Source organism: Nicoliella sp. ESL1106 (genome assembly GCF_058509965.1).
Map to the genome: position 1 here is coordinate 186,732 of NZ_CP196340.1, position 19,364 is coordinate 206,095.

A 19,364-nucleotide genomic window follows, 5' to 3' on the forward strand; every position below is an offset into this window, starting at 1 on the left:
TAATGGAATATTTCGCAGTAATTGATTTAGGTTCAAACTCAGCTAGATTAGCCGTTACCAAGATTAAAGATGATGGCACATTTGAAAACGTCATTGAAAGAAAAGAAGCCGTTCGCCTTTCCGAGAACATGGGTGAAGAACGCACGTTAAAACAACCTGCAATTGATAGAACGATTACCGCTCTTAAGGCTTTTAAGGATTGTTTCAAAGACTTCCCTAATTTAAAGATTCGGGCCGTGGCCACCGCCGCTACTAGAATGGCAGCTAACCAGGCCGATTTTTTAAAGGAAGTTAAGGATAAAACTGGAATTACGTTAGAAGTCATCGCTGGAACAGAAGAGGCTTATTACGATTACCTTGGGGTCATCAATTCCTTACCCATCGTCAACGGCATCATTATGGATACCGGTGGCGCCAGTACCGAACTAATCCTGGTCCAAAATAAGCGAATCGTTAACCTGATCAGTTTACCAGTAGGTTCGGTCACCCTTTCTGAAGAAGATGTCAATCCAGATAAGGTCTCCGCTGCACAAATGTACCGCGTTTTTGACCAACTCAATGATATTTATAATGATATCTGGTGGCTTTACCGTGGCACTAACCTTCCAATCATTGGGCTCGGTGGTTCTAATCGGACCCTTGCTAAAATTAAGCGACGGAATGATCCTGATAGAAGACACTGGGATGACATCCACGGCTTCCACTTAAGTGCTAAGGAAGTAAAGGAAATTTTCTTAAAGCTAGTTGACTCGACCCTTGAAGAACGTAAGAACATCCCAGGGCTATCCAAGGAACGAGCTGACATTATTGTGGGTGGACTTGCTCCTGCAATGTCATTGATCTGGCGGCTCAATTCCGATCGGATGATTTTCTCTAAGCAGGGATTACGGTTCGGGGTTCTTTATGAACACATTGAAAAACTAAGAAACGTAGAAACCCAAGAATTTATGCAAATGCCAAAGGAGGATCAGGAAAACGATGATTAAATCAGACTTTGATGTTCAAATTAAGTTAATGATTATGTACATCATCGGAGTAATCGTCGTATTATCCTTACTGGCCTATCTCATTTACCGACGCAAAAAGCTATTTACGAAGTTCACCACTCCGCTAATGGTCGTAGAACTAGTTATGATTTATGTATTAGTAACGGTCATTCGATTATCATAATCAAAAAGCAGGCCCGCGGGTCTGCTTTTTTAATTTATTTAATTACCACTTTGGTTCCCATTGGAACGTTTTGGTTAATCCACTTTGCATCTGGAATCGATAACCGAATGCAGCCGTGTGAATTAGCGGTTTTGCCTAATTCTTCAGCTTCAGACTTAATATATTGACCGTTTGCGTTCGTTGGAACGGTATGGAATAGATAAATCCCATGGTCCTTCCATGAAGTCCAATAACGCGCACCTTCTTTAGATTCCTGATTATAAAAGAAGTTCCCCCGCTCAGCTTGAATATAGTAGGTTCCACGCGGCGTTGAATTATTGGCCCCCGTTGAAGCATTCATGGTATACAAGACTTTATTAGTAGCACTCATAATAAAGACCCGTTGTTGCTTAATCGATACTTTGATCCAATTGTGACGACTTAATTGCATGTTTGGATATGGTTTATTTTCGGATGGTTTCCGCCAATTAATCTGCGTTTGTTTAACGGTCGATTTAGCGGTACTTAATTTCTTTTGGTGATAGCTATAAGCACTGACCGAATTAGAACTAGCATGTTGATTGTTATTACTGCTACACCCACTTAGCATTAGGATCAATAGCAGCGGGAATAATAAAAATCGTTTTGGCATTTAAACACCTTCTTTTACCATTATTTTATAATTGATTCAATCAATAAATCAATAAGCACTTACTAATCATCATCATTGATTCGGACTAGCAGGTGCTTATTATTTAGGTTTATTTATTTTCAGAACCGTTAATATTAATGTTATCTAACTTAGTGACATTAATATCTTCAACTTCTGTCCAATTTAAGTTCAAATGATTTCCTTCGTGGAAGAAGAATCCAGTCATGGTCTTATAGCCATCATTAATAAACAATTCAAATACCGTATTATCAAGGTATAGTGAACAATTTTCAACCTTATCATTGTTAAAGCGAATGCTTCTTGTTTCATCTTGACCATCGTTTTCAACATCCTTACGATGAAGGGTCAACTTCTGACATTCGTTATCGATATCAATTACCAAGTGTGTATTGCCAGCAGTAATTGCAACTTGGTTATCAGATTCTGGATTTACTTTGAAGTTGATCAAACTTTGCTTTCTAACTTCCATCCCATTAAACGTATCCTCGGAGCCCAATGCTAATGACTTCATTTCATGAACTGGTTTTTGAATCAAGTGACCATCTTTCACACTTAATTCACGAATCATGGATAAACCACCTTCCCAACCTTCGTCATCGGAAGGATAGGTAGTATCTGGGAGCCCTAGCCATCCACAGATCAAAGTCCGTCCATCGGGAGCATTAATCCCTTGGGCAGCATAAAAATCAAAACCATCATCTAATTGACGCATCTTAGATGGATTAATTAATTTCATCGTTTCCCAATTAATATCATCGGCAACAATATAAGCATTTGGATGAACATTATCGTACTTAAATGAGCTCTTATCAGCTCCCTGTGGACAAAAAGTCAGTACTGGATGCCCATCGACGAACAATAAGTTTGGACATTCTGCCATATATCCCAAGTTATCATTCCCAATATCTAGTTTGCTATAGAATTCCCAATCACGATCAACGTTAGCAGAACGATATACAACCACTTCTCCATTTTCATCAGTGGTTTGCGCACCGATAAATGCATAGTAATAATCATCATGCTTAATTACTTGTGGATCTCTGAAGTGTCCAGTGACGCCCTTTGGTGGGTTGGCAATTAAGGGCTTTGCTAATTTTTCAATATTATTATCCTTGTCCATCCAAGCCCCATCTTGATATGGATGACGAACTTCATTCATCTTTTCCCAGACGTTTCCAGTGTACATTAAGAATAACTTGTCTCCGACTGGAATCGCAGAACCTGAATAACAACCATGCCGATCATACTTAGTATCAGGGACCATTGGTTTATCAGTGTTCTTCCAGTGTACTAAATCATCAGACACCATATGCGTCCAGCTCTTTAACCCATGAATTCCACCAAATGGAAACGCTTGAAAGAACATGTGCCATTGACCATTAAAGTATGAAAAACCGTTCGGATCATTTAATAATCCAGTTTCAGTTTGAATGTGATATCCTAAACGCCAATGTGACTTTGCGATTTGTGCCTTTAGCTCATCAATTCGTTCACTTGGCCAGTCTTTATACAAACGATTTAAGCGTTCTGTATTCCAATATTTTTTATCCATAATTTAAGCTCCTTTATCAAAAATAAATTTAATTATATTTTACCATAATTATGTTTTATACCTATACTGATAAATTGCATATGATATGATTATAATATAAAAAACATTGCGGGAGGGGTTCCAGTGCCAAATAACGAATTGTTAAAAATATTCTTAAATCATCAAAATAAATGGTTATCAGGAAATAGTCTAGCTGAGCAGTTAAACATTAGTAGAACGATGATTTGGAAGCACATCAATGCGCTAAGGGAAACTGGGTATCAAATTGAGCGTAAACATAATCTGGGGTATCGTTACATCGGCACTGATAAATTAAGTGCGACAGCAATTGAACATTTTTGTTTACAATCAGTCCAGGTCCACGCTTTTAATCAACTCCCCTCCACTAATAAATACGCAAAAGAACTAGTTAACCAAAACGTCATCGAACAGCCATTTGCAGTCATCGCTAATCAACAAACAGCTGGTTATGGTCGACGGGGACGGCAATTTTATTCACCAGCTAATTCAGGACTCTACCTGACAATTGCCGTTCCAGTTGGTCATGACTCAACAATCGATCCAGGACTATTAACTACTACGACCGCAGTAGCAATCGTAAAAGCATTAAAACAAAGTTATCCAGATGTTTCATTTCAACTCAAATGGATCAATGATATTTGGGTTAATAATCACAAGGTGGGCGGCATTATGACCGAATCAATTATGGATATTGAATTAATGCAGCCTTCGGTAATCATCGTTGGAATTGGGATTAACCTTGCGACTACTGATTTTCCCGCTGAAATCGACCAACCGGTTGCATCGATTGGGACCCAATTAATCGATCGAAACAAAATCGCTGCTGACATCATTAATCAATTCCTGAAGAGCTATCCCACCTATCAAACGGGACAAGCAATGGCTGATTACCGTAAATTGTCGGTCGTCATTGGCAAGCAAGTCACCATTAGCACTAAAAAACAACCATTAGTTGGGATCGTTGATAATATCGCAGATAATGGGGCGTTAATTTTAAAAACCGCAGATGGTAAAAAACATCAAATCATGACCGGAGAAGTTACCAAGGTTAGGATTACGACTAACAAAGAAACCGATTCATAATGAATATGGTTTCTTTTTTTGTAAATTCATGTATAATAGTTAACCGTTAAATAAAAAAGGTTAACTATTATGGAGGAACCCATGAAAAATAGGGATTTATCACAGATTGCAATTATGATTGCTTTAATTATCGTTTTAGGAATGATTCCAGGAATCCCGATTGGCATCATCCCAGTTCCAATTGTTTTGCAAAATTTTGCGATCATCTTAGCTGGACTACTATTAGGCGGCCGCAATGGAACGATTGCAGTTGCTATCTTTATTTTATTAGCAGCACTGGGGCTGCCGATTCTATCTGGATTTAGAGGTGGGCTGCCAGTTGTGCTAGGCCCAACGGGGGGTTATATATTAGCATGGCTACTGACGCCTTGTTTAATATCACTGGGTATCCAGATAATTAGTAAATGGAAAAAAAAGCCGCTTAATTTTAGCGAACTATTATTAGTAACACTGTCAGTTAGTATTATATGCATCTACCTAATTGCGGTTAGTTGGCTCAGTATTCAATCTCACATTCCATTCATGGTTGCATTATCGGCGAACGCTCTGTTTGTTCCGGGGGATGTGATTAAAGCAGTGATTGCAGTGATCATTGCCATGCGCTTAAATCAATCACTTCACTTAAATAAACCATATTAAAAAAGCGACCATTTATGGTCGCTTTTTATGGCTAAAGTAAATTTAAAATTAAACCAATGTTGACAAACATCAAGGTAATTGCAAATGCATTAAATAATATACTCCGTTTTTCAATAAAGATTCGCACCACATCGGCATCTAAATCATCATCAGATTCAAAAGCATGAATATCAACTTGATGATGTTCACGATAAATTGCAATTAACGTTTTTGATAGTGTTCCAATAATTACAATTACAAATATCATTAAGGCCAAAAATTTAGTTAGTTTCGTAAATGGGACCACGGCCATGATCAATCCCGAACATAACAAACAGGCAATTTGGGCGATAAAGCTCCAAAGGCGATGCTTACCAATAAAATCAACTTTGTGAGCATTGAGACCAGTGGCTCGCATAAATTGCCAATACTTAATTCCCAATGCAGCTGAAACCAAAACCGCTACTACGGGACAAACGAACGTTAACGTTAATAAGATTAAATAAAATAACAAGTTATTCCTCCTAACTGATTTATGAATCGTGAATTGGAACTAATTGATTGATTGAGAGTAGATACAAGAATCTTTTTTCAACGGGGCGCCCTAAAATTTTAGATAATGCTAATCCATATAAATTAACCTGTCCGCGGTACTTATCAATGATTCGTTTCAACTGCGCATCCCGATTACGTTGCCCAACATAATCAGTCTTATAATCAAATAAAATTACCCCATCTTCAAGCACCAAATAACCATCAATAATTCCATGAATTAAAATCTTTTCATCAGCAGCAGGATTAAATCCATCGAAAATCTTATTTGCAGACATGATCAAAGAAAACGGCGCTTCCCTGTGTAGCTGATTGGGATGTTCTAGGATCAATTGCCCTAATTTACTATCAAAGAACTGCAAAATTGATTGCCGATTGATTTGGTCTGCAACCCGATCAGCAATTACTCGATCAACGACTAACCGTTTGATCAACTTATCTAGTGATTCCTTTGTTGGAGCCACATTCAGATCTATTTGCTGTAAGATCAAATGCGTTGCCGTCCCAATCTCAGTAGGCTTGGGCTTAGTAACCGTTTGTAAAAATTCTGGCTGGGCAAAGTTGCTGGCAACATAACGATTAGTTTGTTTATCAGCATCACTTAATCCTTCGAAATCCCCCATTTGAATTGCATCAGGATCATCAAAAACCTGCTTTATCTCTGAGACCGCCTGATAAGCGGTTGTAGTTGTTGCTGTGCGATTGGGGTATTGATAATTCATAATGGAACGAATTTGTGCAGCATTATCAACATCGAGCCCATTAGCAACCTTTTGATTCATTTGTTCAATGAATTCATGACGATCATTTTCTAATTTAGCGGGGGCATTTTTATATAGATCAGATGGATGGATAAACTGAAGTGATAAATTAGTATCATCATCTTTCAACCCATCAAATGTATCACGATTATTAAATGAAACTTTTAAATGGGGGTGGCGCACAACAGCAGGCAAAATCCAATCTAAATAGGTTTTTGCACTGCTTCTCAAGGCTGGGCGCAATAGTAGTTGATCGCTTTGCGCCGCCTTATGCGACCACTCCTCTAAGATATCAGCATCCTTTTTTTGCGGCTTCAAAGCACCCACAATAAATAGCTGCTGTTCCGTTCTCGTCAATGCAACGTATAGTTTCCGCATCTCTTCATCCAGCGTATCATTATCAATTTGGCTTTGTACCACTTGCCTTTGGAGGGTGGAAATTTTTTCACGATTATCGGCATTAAAATAGGTAATCCCTAGTCCCAAATCATCATCCAATACATATTCACCCCTGGAGTCTTGCATATTGAACTGGTGATTAGCATCGATCAAAAATACGATTGGGTATTCCAGCCCCTTACTTCCGTGAATCGTCGTTACTTGAACCGTATTATCATCTGGATTGGCAGCGGGCTCAGCAAGGTCATTATTACCATCGCGCATCCGTTCAATAAAGCGCACGAATTGGAAGAGCCCCTTAAAACTACTCTTCTCATATTGGGCTGCTCGATCGTAGAGGGCGTGAAGATTAGCTTGTCTTTGTTTTCCAGCTGGCATCCCACCAATATAATCTAAGAACCCTGTTTCTTCATAAATACTCCAGATCAATGGCACTAGTTCCTTTTGTTGAGCAATATTTCTGAATTTAACTAACTGTTCCAAGAAGCGATTGACCCGTTCAAATACCTGATCACCAAACTCGGTTGGCGATTGTTTATGATAATTCCGCACAAAACTAGTCACGGCATTATAATAGTCACCAGTTTTGGAGTTAATCCTCAGATACGCAAGCTGATTTTCATTTAACCCTACGATTGGTGAGCGCAGGACTGCGACCAAGGGAATATCCTGATATGGATTATCAATGATCGTAAGCAATGACATCATAATTTGAATCTCTGTCGTTTTAAAATAACTCTGGGTGTTGTTGATTGTCACTGGAATATTGTGTTGGGCGAAAACATCTGAAACCACCAAGTTGTTCTTTTTTGTCGCAGAAATCAAGGCAATGTCTGAGAACTTCACTGGGCGCGTTCCCTGTGCATCTCCACCTCGATCATAGACTAGTTGACCATTATTCTTTAATTCAATGATTTTTTGGGCAACTAGTTCCACTTGACCATGGATTCCATCTTCAATTTGAAACTGCTCGTTCAATGGTTCTGAGTCATTAGAACTAGGATCATCTTGATTGAGGTAGAGCAAAATCTCAACATTTGATTCTAAATGCTCGGGATAGTAACCAGCTCCCGCAACTAAATTATTATCACCCTGGTATTCAATTTTGCCGACTTCCCGACTCATAATTTGATTAAAAATTAAGTTCACAAAGTTATCCACATTTTTCATTGAACGGAAATTTTCCTTTAATAGGATGGTCCGATCTGGATTATCGTCCAATTGATAACGATCCATCCGTTCCAAAAACATTTCCGGAGCAGCTAGTCGAAAGCGATAAATCGATTGCTTGACATCCCCCACCATAAACATATTTTGCGTGTTGCCAGATTGATCATGGGTAGCAATCGTAGTTAAGATCGCATCTTGGAGCCGATTATTATCTTGGTACTCATCGACCATAATTTCATGATATTGTTCTTGCAAAGTAGCACGTACGTTTTGCTTACCATTGGGATGATTAAAAATATCAAGAGCAGCATGTTCGATATCAATAAATTCCATCAAATGACGTCCGTGCTTCAATTCTTGATAAGCATCACTAAAGCGCTTCACCACTTCCACTAATTTTTCAATTAACTGATTCGAAGCCTTCATCACCGCCAAATTTGTCTGCTCGTCGCTTGCAAAGTAACGATCCGCAACTTTTTTCAACTGATCTTTGGCAATGTTACGTAAATTCATCACCTGCTTATGGGCCTGCTTTTCTATTTCATTGGCCCCCCGAATATGTGGAAATGTAACAAGCTTACTATTGAACTGAGCCCTTAATTGATTCCAAGATTCAGTATCTAAATCCGCCTTTAATTGTTCAATGTAGGCGACTTCACTTTCTTCAAAAGCAGCCTCTTTTGCTAGTTGTTGATCCTTCGCAAAATCAACCGCTGCTTGAAAATTAATTTGCACTTGATTCAACTGGTCCAATAAAGTTGGTTTCAAATCATTTTGGTAAAAGTCGCTTTCAGTAATCGTCCCGTCAACATGATAAAAATTAGGTAAATTGGTCAACCACTCACGCGGATCTCGATTAACATTCGCATATTCGTAAAGATTATAGACTAAGTTAGTCATTCCATCGTCTGAACGGTCATTAGAAAAGTTTTCAGTCAACCGTGCAAAGCTGCCGTCCTTATCGTTGGCATAATAGTCTTCACGGATATTATCCCAAACTAAGTCTCGTAACATTTCGGTTTCCGTTTGATCAATTAAAATTCGAAAGTCGGGATCTAGGTCAATGATGTAGTAATAACTTTGGACGATCTTTTGACAAAATGAATCGAGCGTACTAATGTCTGCAACCGGTAGTTTGCGAACTTGAACATTAAGATGGTTTTTCAACTTTTGATCATCAGTACTGCGGATGGTTTCTTGAAGAGCAACTAAAATCCGATCCTTCATTTCCTTAGCAGCAGCACGGGTAAACGTAACGATCAGCATTTTATCAATCTCTTCATAATTAACTAACTTATTGATGACGCGATCAACTAGGACCCGCGTCTTCCCAGAACCAGCAGATGCAGAAACTAATACATTCCCTTCAAAGTCATCATAAACCGCTGTATGTTGGGACTTAGTGTATTCCATTTTCTCGTTCCTCCCTTAATTTCTTAATTACATCAGCCATACTTAATTCCTCAACATTACGATAGTTATTTTCAGTTAACAACGGGTCGAACTGCATGATCGACTTGAATGGTGAATACTGCAGTGCGGTCCCCTTTTTATCCTTAAACGGAGCTAAACTAACGTCACCACTAAGAATCCTAACCCCAGCGTTTTCAATTAACCTTTCGGTATGTTGTAAAATCAAGTCTAAATCTTCAGCAGAAATAACATCACTGCCCTTTCTTAAACCACTATCCTTATTGATTCCAAACGGATAAATTAATGAGCTTCCGCCCCCTTGAATTTGACTATCAATTAAATGCAGGAGCTCATCATCATTGACTAAGAGGCCTTTATACTTCTGCTTTTTCATAATAGCAGTTTCAAAATTAGTCTTATTAATATCAGTTTGCGACAATTTAGGGTTAAACACGTGGAAGTATAGTGCACCTGCTAATTCAGCCTTTTGGTCATCAGTAAAGCGCGCCAAGTTCTTTTTAATCACATCCAAGTAGGTAAGCAACTGCATGGCGGTTCCATCATAAGCTTTCCCAATTTCAAAGTCCTTATCTCCAGACTTGTAATCAACGAGTTCCAAATAACGTTTGTCAGGAGCATCCATTGCATCGATTCGATCAATTCGGCCCCGCACACTCACCTTTTGACTTCCAAGAATCAAGATTCGCTTAGAAATATCGAACGTCAACGGGGCTAAATCATTCGCCGTGCCATCACGGCCAAACGTAATTTCGGTTTTTTGAGGGCGCATCGGCGTCCACTTACTTTGCCAGTGCATCGTCAATGCCATTCGTTCCACAGTCTTGATCAATTGTTGTTTTAAATACCCCATTCGATAGGAGCTTTGTAAAATGGCATATTGATAGTTATTGGGATCGTTCAGTATTTGATCAGCAATCTCATTAACGAATTGGTTTAAGTTCTGCTCATCAAGATCCTTAATATCAATATGCTCATCGTGGATGCGTTTCATCAGCAGATCTAATGAAGCGTGGTAAAATTCACCTGCACTGTTCGGCGTTAATTCAAATACCTCCCGTTCATGAAGCTTTAGACCATATTTTAAGAAGTACTCATACGGATTAGCGTAGAATTTCTCTAATTGAGAGATTGAAGTTTCAATTTCATTGCCATACAGTCCAGTAATAATTTCATTGGTCAACTTAGTTGGGGTATTGTTGTAATCCAAGCCCCCTAATAGTTTTTCGGTCAATGCCTTAAAGGATTCGTTCTCGTTGATCAAGTCATGATATACCAATAACCATTCCGATGACAGCGGGCGTTGATAATACTTGTGATCATAACTAGCCTGAACTAAATAACTTAATGTCGTCCGCATTGTCCCCACGTACGGCAATATTTCTGCGCTATTAGCAACTGGAGTGCCAACATAATGGGATTCTTTAATTTCAAAATGCTTTTTAATCAGAGCAACATATGGTGAAATCTGAACCCCAGTTTCTTTATCGCTATCATTTGCTAAACAGTATGAAAAGATCAACCGTTCGCTCCCCGTCATGAATGCAAGGTAGTTCAGATAGGGATCGTTTGCCATCTGGTTTTCACTAGTATCACGAATATATTGATTACTCGAAAAGTATTTTGTTAAATCATCACGATCACTATCATTAAATAAATTATCATTTGTAATCCGATCAGGCATCACATCGTCAGTTGAACCAACCATGAACACTACTTTATAGTCTGGCATTTGTACGATTCCACTTTCTGAAATCGTTACTTGGTCCAACGTGGAAGGAATTTGTGAATAATTAGCCCCTTCGAACCCCGCCTTTAAGAGTGCCAAAAAGTCATGCAACTTGAACTCATTGCGATCCCCTAAAACGGTCACAAAATCATCCAATAAATCACAGAACGTCTGCCAAACTTGCTCTGGCTGGGCTGCCTGTGATAAATCGCCATCAGCGATCGAATCTGCTCGCCATTGTTGCATGCGCTCGACCACGCCTTGATCAACTAAAAATTGGTACAACACCTTAGCAGCACTCTTAATATCCTTTGCTCGTTTGATCTTTTTAAAGAACGGGGGCAATGTCTGTTTTACATAGTTGCGAATTCGATTAATCTTTTTATCAATAAATTCATTAGGCAGTTGCTTCGTTTTAAAATCACTTTCGTTCAACCAAACGTAGTGCCAGTCGGCATCTTGCAGCCACCGAAAGCCCTCGTAACCATTCTTTAGAATAATATTTTCCGTAAGGGCCAGATCATCCCTAAAGGCCTGAATATTCATAAAGTGACCATCGGCTTCGCGTGGCACTAATAATTCTGTTTTTAAAAGGCGCATTATATCATCATAACGGTAATTTCGGTGCCCATCACCTGGATCCACACTAAAGAGCGCATCGATCAATTGGACTAATGGATGGTCGACCATTGATTTTTGAACATCGTTAAAATATGGAATTTGCTGCATGTTAAAAATGGGTTCAATGATATTTTGGTACTTGTCCAAATGCCTCGTTAAAACTAAAATATCGCGGTATAAGTATTTACCACTGGCCACTAATTGCCTAATTTTAATTGCGACTGCTGATAATTCTGAGTAAAAATTATCAGCTTTAACAACCTGAATATTGTCACTATCAATTGGATGATTTTTTTGATCATCATCTACGCCACCGGTTTGAATCCAATAATTGCTTAAATCAAATAACTCTTTATTAACACGCATTACATCTGCAGATTGATCCATCATGATTGGAATATTATTATCACGGGCAAATTGATATAAATGATGGTACAGCTTAGCTGGTTGAAGGAATAGGTCAGGTTCACTTGGAAGATTAATTGCAGGACGATCTAGATTTAAATCAATCACAACGTCAGCTGATTTTTTCATCATGATCGTCACTAGTTCACGTTCTTGGGCGGTGAGTTGGGAAAAACCACTGATCAAAAAGTGCATATTTGATAAGTCATTACGCTCTAAAAACTCACATAGCAGCTTCAACGTGTCATTTTGATGAACAAACTGACCAATGGTGGCCGACTCAAATGCTTTATAAATAATAACGAAATCATGTAGTTTATCCCGCAGGTTGGGATTCAACGATTCACGATTCGTATTATAAAGGGCTTCAAGATCATCAGCGTTTAATTGGCCAGCTTCCATTTCTGAAATCTGGCTTGCAATCTTATTAATGAATCCAGGTTGGCCACTTTCTCCTCTGAACACGGTTAATTCATCTTGATGATCATTGATGATTTGATAAATCAACATGTTAACGCCTGCAGCGCTTAATCTAGGAATCTGATAAGCTGACTCATGGCTTAAAAAATACCAAGCCAATCGGGTCAATGAAAAAATTTGAACGTTCGTTTGTGCGTATACATCATCTTGATTATGGTTAAGTCGTTTCAATGTCTTTACTTCTGATTCAAATTTAATATGGTTCGGAACCAAATAGAAGTACCTGTCATTAGGCTGACTTTGTAATTTTTGTAATAGCCAATCGGTTAATTTTGCAGCATGATCCATATCAGCAGTTCCCAGAATAAATTGCAGTGCCATTATCATTCTCCCCTTCAATTATGTAAAAAGTCATTGACGATTTGCCAATGACTAATTAGTTGCCAATTTATTTTCAGCAAGGACTTCATTAATACATTCATCCATTGTTTGAACCAGTTCTTCCATATTTTCAGCACCCTTCATGCTGGCAGAAGCGGCATCATGTTCAGCAACCGCCCAGCGAGCCAGTGCATCAGTGACAGGAACAAAGTCGCGAAGGATCCGCATTGGCGTTTCACTATTGCGTGCCTGTTTCATATTTTCGTATCCATTGCGGTCAATCACCAATCGAACATTTCCATTCAACATTGGGTCAAAGGTTTCAAAAATAATAAAATGCGAAACTTGTTGTGCTCTCGATAATTGTTCTTTTACTTGATCTAGCTTTTCACGAGTTAAATCCATTATTTAAACACCTCTTTAGTATTTTGCACCAGTCCAATTGACTGATTAACATATTTATTGTCAATTGCTGCTGAAACAGCAATTTTTGCAACTGTTTCACGTGAAACAATTCCTGCTGGCATTGGCTGCCCTTCATTATAAATCTGTAAATCACCATCCGCTTGGTTAACTAACGTCACTGGCCTTAAAATGGTGTATGGAATTTCCTCCTCATCAACTATCTTGATTGCATATCGTTGTTGATTCAGATATTGCCTTACGTCGCTAACTTTCTCCGGATACTTCAAACTACCTTGCACTTCGTTATCAATCCCCGCAGTTGATAACATTACAAAATCATCAATTTGACTATTACTGGAACGAATTGCATCAAATAGACCTTCAAACGCAATATCCACATCTAGTGGGCCTAGGAACGAGATGATAATATCAACTTTTTCGATAAATGGTAAATAGATTTTTTCATAAGTCACATCCACTTTTTGATCATCTAATTCAATCACTTTCACATCATCAATGTGCTTTAATTCTTGAACTGCTAACTTGGCAATTGACTTTTGACTTCCTAATACCAAAACGGTCTTCAATTCAATTCCTCCTCATTAATTTCACTAATTTAATTATACCTAATATGCTAACCAGATTTAAATAGCAAAATGTTTTTAAATTGCGTTAATTGGTATCATAATAATATTATTAGTATGAAATATTTTTTTAGGAGGAATTATTTATGAAGGAAAGAAATGTTCAAATTGGTAAATCAGGGGTTCTCAGCACGCCCCTTGGCCTGGGTACCAATGCTGTGGGCGGCAACAACTTATTCCCTAATTTAAACGATAATACTGGGATGGAAGTTGTCAAAACCGCACTTGATTCTGGAATTAAATTGTTAGACACTGCATTTGCATATGGAATGGGGCATTCGGAAGAATTGATCGGCAAAGTTATTAAGGACTATGACCGTGGTAGCTTTGCGATTGCCTCCAAGGGTGCTCAAGATGTGGTCGGTGGCAACGTTCAAGTAAATAACGATCCTAAATTTTTAAAACAAGCAGTTGAAGAAAGCTTAGAGCGGCTTCATACCAATTACATTGATATTTTCTATATTCATTTTCCAGACGATCACACCCCTAAAAATGAAGCAGTCGCAGCACTAAATGAACTTAAAACCGAGGGTAAGATCAAAGCGATTGGTGTTTCTAATTTTTCAATGGATCAACTAAAAGAAGCTAATCAAGACGGCTTCGTTGATGTCGTTGAAGACAAATATAGTTTAGTAGAACGCGGGGCTGAATCAGAACTATTCCCATACCTAAAGAAAAATAACATTGCATTCGTTCCTTACTTCCCATTAGCTTCGGGACTGCTAACTGGTAAATACGATAATGCGGCGGTTAATTTTGCGGAAGATGATATTCGGCACAATAATCCTAATTTTCAAGGAGCTCGATTTGCTAAAATCATCGCAGCGGTTAATAAAATCAGACCATTAGCTGAGCAACGTCAAAGTACGGTCGCACAAGTCGTTTTATCTTGGTACATCAAAAATCCTAATATTTCAGTGGTGATTCCAGGTGCTAAGCAACCAGCACAAGTGGCTGCAAATGCTAAGGCCATGGAAATTCAACTCTCTGATGAAGAATACCAAGCAATTGACGATGCGTTTGCCGCATTTAAGTAATTTCCCCCTTTTAGGCCTTAAAAGATAGTTATTGTTCGTGAATTTGCGCAAAAGTTAACATTGTGTTAAGATGTAGTTTGTGATTTTATTGAAAACCGAATATTTAACAAGGAGTGGCCTCATAATGGGAGCTAAAATAGCTAACTTTTTTCACTTTGACGAATTAGGTACGAATTTCAAGACCGAAACAATTGCCGGTCTGACTACCTTCGTCTCAATGGTTTACATCTTATTCGTAAACCCAAACGTATTAAGTGCTTCAGGCATGGAAAAGGGGGCTGTCTTTACCGCAACCGCCCTTGCTACTGCCATTGGATGTTTCTTGATGGGTCTAATCGCCAACTATCCAATTGCACTATCCACTAGTTTAGGGATGAACGCATTCTTTGCCTACTCTGTTTGTATCGGAATGAAGGTTCCTTGGCAAACAGCTTTAGCTGGGGTATTCCTAGCATCATTGATTTTCTTGATCTTAACCCTGTTTAAGATTCGTGAAATCATCATTGATGCGATCCCGAACGACCTGAAAAGCGCCATCAGTGGTGGGATCGGGTTATTCATTGCCTTTCTTGGTTTGAATCAAGGGGGTATAGTTACCGCCAGCAAGAGTACCCTGGTTGAACTAGGGTCCTTCCACGTTGGGAGTACCTGGTTAACCATCTTCGGATTGGTCCTAACGCTGGTCTTAATGTCAGCACGGATTCCTGCTTCCATCTTTATTGGAATGGTTGCTACGGCAGCCCTAGGGATGATCACTAAGTTGATTCCGCTTCCTGGTCAATGGGTATCTGCAGTGCCAAGCTTGAAACCAATTTTTCTACAATCGATCAAGCACATCACTGATATCAACACCGCCCAGTTGTGGATCGTCGTATTAACCTTCTTATTGGTTAGTTTCTTCGATACTGCCGGGACGTTAGTTGGCCTCGCTGAACAAGCTGGCTTCATCAAGAATAACAAGATTCCGAGAATCGGGGGCGCATTGCTTGCTGATTCTACTGGAATGGTGGCTGGTTCATTACTCGGGACTTCCCCAGTGGGTGCGTTCGTTGAATCATCCGCCGGAATTGCCGTGGGTGGCCGTTCAGGATTTACGGTAATCGTTACCGGGATCCTCTTCATCTTAGGAACGTTCTTCTCACCATTGTTGGGAGTGATCACTGATCAAGTTACCGCCCCAGCATTGATCATCATCGGAATTTTAATGGCCCGCTCACTTAAGAACGTCCATTGGGAACACTTTGAAATTGCTGCTCCAGCATTCTTGATTACATTGGGGATGCCGCTGACTTACAGTATTTCAGATGGGATCGCCCTTGGGTTCGTTATCTACCCAATCACCATGCTTGCTGCTAAGCGTGGCAAGGAAGTTAACCCAATCATGTACGGATTGGGCGTTGTCTTCCTAATCTTCTTCTGGGTCTTAAATGAATAGTTAATTTAAAAAACCACGAAACGGAAAATTTCCGCTTCGTGGTTTTTATTTTGCCTAAATTAACACGCTAGTTGCGACTTCTCCCTAACTTTAATACTATCAGTAATATTTATTTTTATACAAATAGTTAAAATAAATCATTAATAAATTCTAAAGATGATTGTTAATCGTTATATAAGTATGTATACTACTAACATGTAATATTTATTAGGTTATCCTAAAAATATGATTATTAACATATAACTATGTTCATAATGTCTAATTACCCCCCTGTAGCAAATACAAAGGAGTGTATTGAATGCTTAATGTTAGGAACCTGTCCGTTTCCTACGGCGAAACGCCGGTATTTTCGGACCTATCAATTCAAATTGATTCCGGTAAGATCACTGGAATCATCGGCCCCAATGGAGCTGGTAAATCAACGTTCATCAAGGCCGTCCTCGGCTTGATTAGATCCCAATCAGGGACCAGTGACTATGATGGCAAACCGATCAAGGCGATTCAAAAACAAATTGCCTATGTAGAGCAACGGAAGGACATCGATTTGACCTTCCCGATCAGTGTGTTTGACGTCGTATTGACTGGTAATTACGCCCACCTCGGGTTGTTCAACATGCCTGGTAAAAAGCAAAAAGCAGCTGCAATGGATTCGTTACAACAAGTAAAAATGAATGAATTTGCTAACCGCCAAATCGGCAATCTTTCTGGTGGGCAGCTTCAACGGGTCTTCGTTGCCCGCGCCATTTTACAGCAAGCCGACATCGTGATCTTAGATGAACCGTTCGTTGGAATCGACCTGCAAAGTGAAAACGCCATTATGGCCATCTTGAAACAATGGCGTGACGAAAATAAGACGATTCTAGTGGTTCACCACGACTTAAATAAGGTCCACAACTACTTCGACGATTTGATCATTATGAACCACGGCATCGTTGCTAGCGGCCCTACTGAGCAGGTCTATACACCTGAAAACATCGGGAAAGCATTTAGTGCTGACCTTTCCGCCGTCTTATTCGACTCAAAGGAGGCCCAATCATGAAAATCGCAGCATTTATCGAAGCGCTTGGTAAGTATGACTTCTTACAAAGTGCCATGCTCACCGCCATTATGGTCGGGGTCATGTCCGGAATCATCGGTAGTTTCATCATCCTGCGTGGAATGTCATTGATGGGGGATGCGATTTCTCACTCCATCCTCCCCGGGGTTGCGGTCGCCTACATGTTAGGCATCAACCTATTAGTCGGCGCATCGCTTTTCGGGGTTTTAGCCGCCCTCTTAATTGGTTTCGTTTCGACGCACAGTAAGATTAAAGTCGACACCTCGATTGGAGTCGTGTTCAGTTCGTTCTACGCCCTCGGGTTCATCCTAATTTCGCTGACCGAAAGCTCGACCAACTTACACCACATCCTCTTCGGGAACATCCTAGCGGTCAGCAATTCCGACATGGTCACGACTGCGATCGTATTGGGAATCGTGCTCCTCTTCGTTGTGATTGGCTACAAGGAACTCTTAATTACTTCGTTCGACGAAACGTTCGCTAAAACTTACGGACTGAAGACGCAACTAATTCACTACGCCTTGATGTTAGTATTAACGTTAGTAACGGTATCAGCTCTGCAAACCGTCGGAATCATCCTAGTCGTTGCAATGTTGATCACCCCTGCTGCGACTGCATTCTTCTGGACGAACCGTTTGTCCGTGATGCTAGTCTTCTCCGCAATTTTCGGGACGGTTGCTTCCATCGTGGGACTATACCTCAGCTACACGTTCAACTGGGCATCTGGTCCTGCAATCGTAATCGTGGCAGCAATCCTATTCTTAATTTCATTCGTCTGCTCACCTAAGCAAGGGTTCATCCGTTTAAAAAATAACATCCAGAAAAGAGGAATTTAAATGAAGCGCATCTTAATCGCACTGGCATCCGTTATCGTCCTAGTTGGTGGAATCTTTTTATTCATCAACCAGCGCAGTGCTAGCAAATCGGCAAACTCCACTAATGATAAAAAGGAACTCAGCGTCGTTACCACCAATTCGATTTTAGAAGACATGGTCAAAAACGTTGGGAAGGACCGCATTCACGTCTACAGCATGGTCAAGCGTGGGACCGATCCGCATGAATATGAACCACGCCCAGAAGACATTGCAGAAACCACTAATGCCAACGTTGTTTTCTACAACGGACTGAACTTAGAAACCGGAGGGAACGGTTGGTTCAAAAAGTTAGTCAAGACCGCTCATAAGCAGTTCGGCAAACAGGTCTTTGCAGCCAGTGAAGGCGTAACCCCACTGCATTTGACCACCAACAAGAACGAAGTCGACCCCCACGCTTGGTTGGACCTAGCTAATGGGATTCAATATGTTAAAACCATTACCAAGGTCTTAAAGGAAAAGGATCCGCAAAATGCAGATTATTTCCAGAAGAATGCCGATGCTTACATTGCTAAGCTATCCAAGTTGAATCAAGAAGCTAAGGCTAAGTTCTTAGACATCCCCGCAAAACAACGGGTCTTAGTTACTTCCGAAGGCGCGTTCAAGTACTTCTCCAAGGCCTACCACGTTAAGCCGGTCTACATTTGGGAAATCAACACCGAATCCCAAGGGACCCCAGAACAAATGCGCCGCGTCCTAGCTGCCATCAGAAAGTACGATGTAAAACACCTCTTCGTTGAATCATCAGTTTCACCAAAATCAATGGACAAGGTCTCATCCGAAACAGGCATCAAGATCTATTCCAAGATTTTCACCGATTCACTTGCGAAGGAAGGCACCGATGGTGACACCTACTACTCAATGATGAAGTGGAACCTAGATCACATCCACGATGGGTTAGCAAAATAAGCAATAACTAAAAATAGATTGGTCCTCAAAAATGAGTGCC

At 39.9% G+C, this 19,364-nt stretch carries 16 protein-coding genes; 9 read left to right on the top strand and 7 right to left on the bottom strand.

The window, feature by feature from the left end:
• Window positions 1–2: 2 nt before the first annotated feature.
• Window positions 3–986, top strand: coding sequence for a Ppx/GppA phosphatase family protein (locus tag ACSVI6_RS00820; RefSeq protein WP_491720745.1), 984 nt, complete (start codon window positions 3–5; stop codon window positions 984–986).
• Window positions 979–1,170 carry a hypothetical protein gene (locus tag ACSVI6_RS00825; protein WP_491719827.1) on the top strand — a complete coding sequence of 64 codons (192 nt, stop codon included), beginning with the start codon at window positions 979–981 and terminating at the stop codon, window positions 1,168–1,170. Before ACSVI6_RS00820 ends, ACSVI6_RS00825 begins: the two co-directional genes overlap by 8 nt.
• Window positions 1,171–1,204: 34 nt before the next feature.
• On the opposite strand, the gene ACSVI6_RS00830 is transcribed toward ACSVI6_RS00825, so the two are convergent.
• Together ACSVI6_RS00830 and ACSVI6_RS00835 are read right to left on the bottom strand one after the other, a co-directional pair.
• Entirely contained in the window at window positions 1,205–1,801 is a 597-nt protein-coding gene (locus ACSVI6_RS00830; RefSeq protein ID WP_491720746.1) for a L,D-transpeptidase, read from the bottom strand.
• Between the two features lie 109 nt (window positions 1,802–1,910).
• A complete protein-coding gene (locus ACSVI6_RS00835) occupies window positions 1,911–3,374 on the bottom strand; it encodes a sucrose-6-phosphate hydrolase (protein ID WP_491716842.1) in 1,464 nt (487 codons plus the stop codon).
• Between the two features lie 123 nt (window positions 3,375–3,497).
• On the opposite strand from ACSVI6_RS00835, the gene ACSVI6_RS00840 reads away from it, so the two are divergent.
• Both ACSVI6_RS00840 and ACSVI6_RS00845 read left to right on the top strand, forming a co-directional pair.
• Window positions 3,498–4,478: a biotin--[acetyl-CoA-carboxylase] ligase gene (locus tag ACSVI6_RS00840; protein ID WP_491720747.1), complete on the top strand. Its 981-nt coding sequence runs from the start codon at window positions 3,498–3,500 to the stop codon at window positions 4,476–4,478.
• A gap of 81 nt (window positions 4,479–4,559) precedes the next feature.
• Entirely contained in the window at window positions 4,560–5,117 is a 558-nt protein-coding gene (locus tag ACSVI6_RS00845; RefSeq protein WP_491720748.1) for a biotin transporter BioY, read from the top strand.
• A 31-nt stretch (window positions 5,118–5,148) separates the two neighbouring features.
• Here the strand turns inward: ACSVI6_RS00845 and ACSVI6_RS00850 are convergent, their stop codons facing one another.
• Genes ACSVI6_RS00850 through ACSVI6_RS00870 form a run of 5 tightly spaced genes read right to left on the bottom strand, consistent with a single transcriptional unit; the run spans window position 5,149 to window position 13,957 of the window.
• Window positions 5,149–5,610, bottom strand: a complete 462-nt coding sequence (locus ACSVI6_RS00850; RefSeq protein ID WP_491720749.1) for a hypothetical protein — start codon at window positions 5,608–5,610, stop codon at window positions 5,149–5,151.
• Window positions 5,611–5,629: 19 nt separating this feature from the next.
• Window positions 5,630–9,391 carry a helicase-exonuclease AddAB subunit AddA gene (gene addA / locus ACSVI6_RS00855; protein ID WP_491720750.1) on the bottom strand — a complete coding sequence of 1,254 codons (3,762 nt, stop codon included), beginning with the start codon at window positions 9,389–9,391 and terminating at the stop codon, window positions 5,630–5,632.
• Entirely contained in the window at window positions 9,378–12,965 is a 3,588-nt protein-coding gene (locus tag ACSVI6_RS00860; protein ID WP_491720751.1) for a PD-(D/E)XK nuclease family protein, read from the bottom strand. The genes addA and ACSVI6_RS00860 overlap by 14 nt, the downstream gene beginning before the upstream one ends.
• 51 nt (window positions 12,966–13,016) lie before the next feature.
• On the bottom strand, window positions 13,017–13,370 hold the full coding sequence (locus ACSVI6_RS00865; protein ID WP_491716848.1) for a hypothetical protein: 354 nt from the start codon (window positions 13,368–13,370) through the stop codon (window positions 13,017–13,019).
• Window positions 13,370–13,957 (bottom strand): NAD(P)H-binding protein, encoded by a 588-nt coding sequence (locus tag ACSVI6_RS00870; RefSeq protein ID WP_491720752.1) that lies wholly within the window; start codon window positions 13,955–13,957, stop codon window positions 13,370–13,372. The genes ACSVI6_RS00865 and ACSVI6_RS00870 overlap by 1 nt, the downstream gene beginning before the upstream one ends.
• 143 nt (window positions 13,958–14,100) lie before the next feature.
• On the opposite strand from ACSVI6_RS00870, the gene ACSVI6_RS00875 reads away from it, so the two are divergent.
• From ACSVI6_RS00875 to ACSVI6_RS00895, 5 genes are all read left to right on the top strand, one after another.
• Entirely contained in the window at window positions 14,101–15,051 is a 951-nt protein-coding gene (locus ACSVI6_RS00875; protein WP_491720753.1) for an aldo/keto reductase, read from the top strand.
• Between the two features lie 124 nt (window positions 15,052–15,175).
• Complete coding sequence (locus ACSVI6_RS00880; RefSeq protein WP_491720754.1) at window positions 15,176–16,486, top strand: NCS2 family permease; 1,311 nt, start codon at window positions 15,176–15,178, stop codon at window positions 16,484–16,486.
• Window positions 16,487–16,784: 298 nt separating this feature from the next.
• Entirely contained in the window at window positions 16,785–17,525 is a 741-nt protein-coding gene (locus tag ACSVI6_RS00885; protein ID WP_491720755.1) for a metal ABC transporter ATP-binding protein, read from the top strand.
• Complete coding sequence (locus ACSVI6_RS00890; RefSeq protein WP_491720756.1) at window positions 17,522–18,379, top strand: metal ABC transporter permease; 858 nt, start codon at window positions 17,522–17,524, stop codon at window positions 18,377–18,379. Before ACSVI6_RS00885 ends, ACSVI6_RS00890 begins: the two co-directional genes overlap by 4 nt.
• Window positions 18,380–19,324, top strand: a complete 945-nt coding sequence (locus tag ACSVI6_RS00895) for a metal ABC transporter substrate-binding protein (protein WP_491720757.1) — start codon at window positions 18,380–18,382, stop codon at window positions 19,322–19,324.
• The last annotated feature ends 40 nt before the right edge of the window (window positions 19,325–19,364 follow it).

Bases quoted from the DNA above. Each gene is read 5' to 3' on its own strand.
- ACSVI6_RS00885 (WP_491720755.1), top strand. From the start codon at position 16,785: ATGCTTAATGTTAGGAACCTGTCCGTTTCCTACGGCGAAACGCCGGTA.
- ACSVI6_RS00895 (WP_491720757.1), top strand. From the start codon at position 18,380: ATGAAGCGCATCTTAATCGCACTGGCATCCGTTATCGTCCTAGTTGGT.
- ACSVI6_RS00865 (WP_491716848.1), bottom strand. From the start codon at position 13,370: ATGGATTTAACTCGTGAAAAGCTAGATCAAGTAAAAGAACAATTATCG.
- ACSVI6_RS00860 (WP_491720751.1), bottom strand. From the start codon at position 12,965: ATGGCACTGCAATTTATTCTGGGAACTGCTGATATGGATCATGCTGCA.
- ACSVI6_RS00890 (WP_491720756.1), top strand. From the start codon at position 17,522: ATGAAAATCGCAGCATTTATCGAAGCGCTTGGTAAGTATGACTTCTTA.
- ACSVI6_RS00820 (WP_491720745.1), top strand. From the start codon at position 3: ATGGAATATTTCGCAGTAATTGATTTAGGTTCAAACTCAGCTAGATTA.
- ACSVI6_RS00845 (WP_491720748.1), top strand. From the start codon at position 4,560: ATGAAAAATAGGGATTTATCACAGATTGCAATTATGATTGCTTTAATT.
- ACSVI6_RS00825 (WP_491719827.1), top strand. From the start codon at position 979: ATGATTAAATCAGACTTTGATGTTCAAATTAAGTTAATGATTATGTAC.
- ACSVI6_RS00875 (WP_491720753.1), top strand. From the start codon at position 14,101: ATGAAGGAAAGAAATGTTCAAATTGGTAAATCAGGGGTTCTCAGCACG.
- addA (WP_491720750.1), bottom strand. From the start codon at position 9,391: ATGGAATACACTAAGTCCCAACATACAGCGGTTTATGATGACTTTGAA.
- ACSVI6_RS00830 (WP_491720746.1), bottom strand. From the start codon at position 1,801: ATGCCAAAACGATTTTTATTATTCCCGCTGCTATTGATCCTAATGCTA.
- ACSVI6_RS00880 (WP_491720754.1), top strand. From the start codon at position 15,176: ATGGGAGCTAAAATAGCTAACTTTTTTCACTTTGACGAATTAGGTACG.
- ACSVI6_RS00835 (WP_491716842.1), bottom strand. From the start codon at position 3,374: ATGGATAAAAAATATTGGAATACAGAACGCTTAAATCGTTTGTATAAA.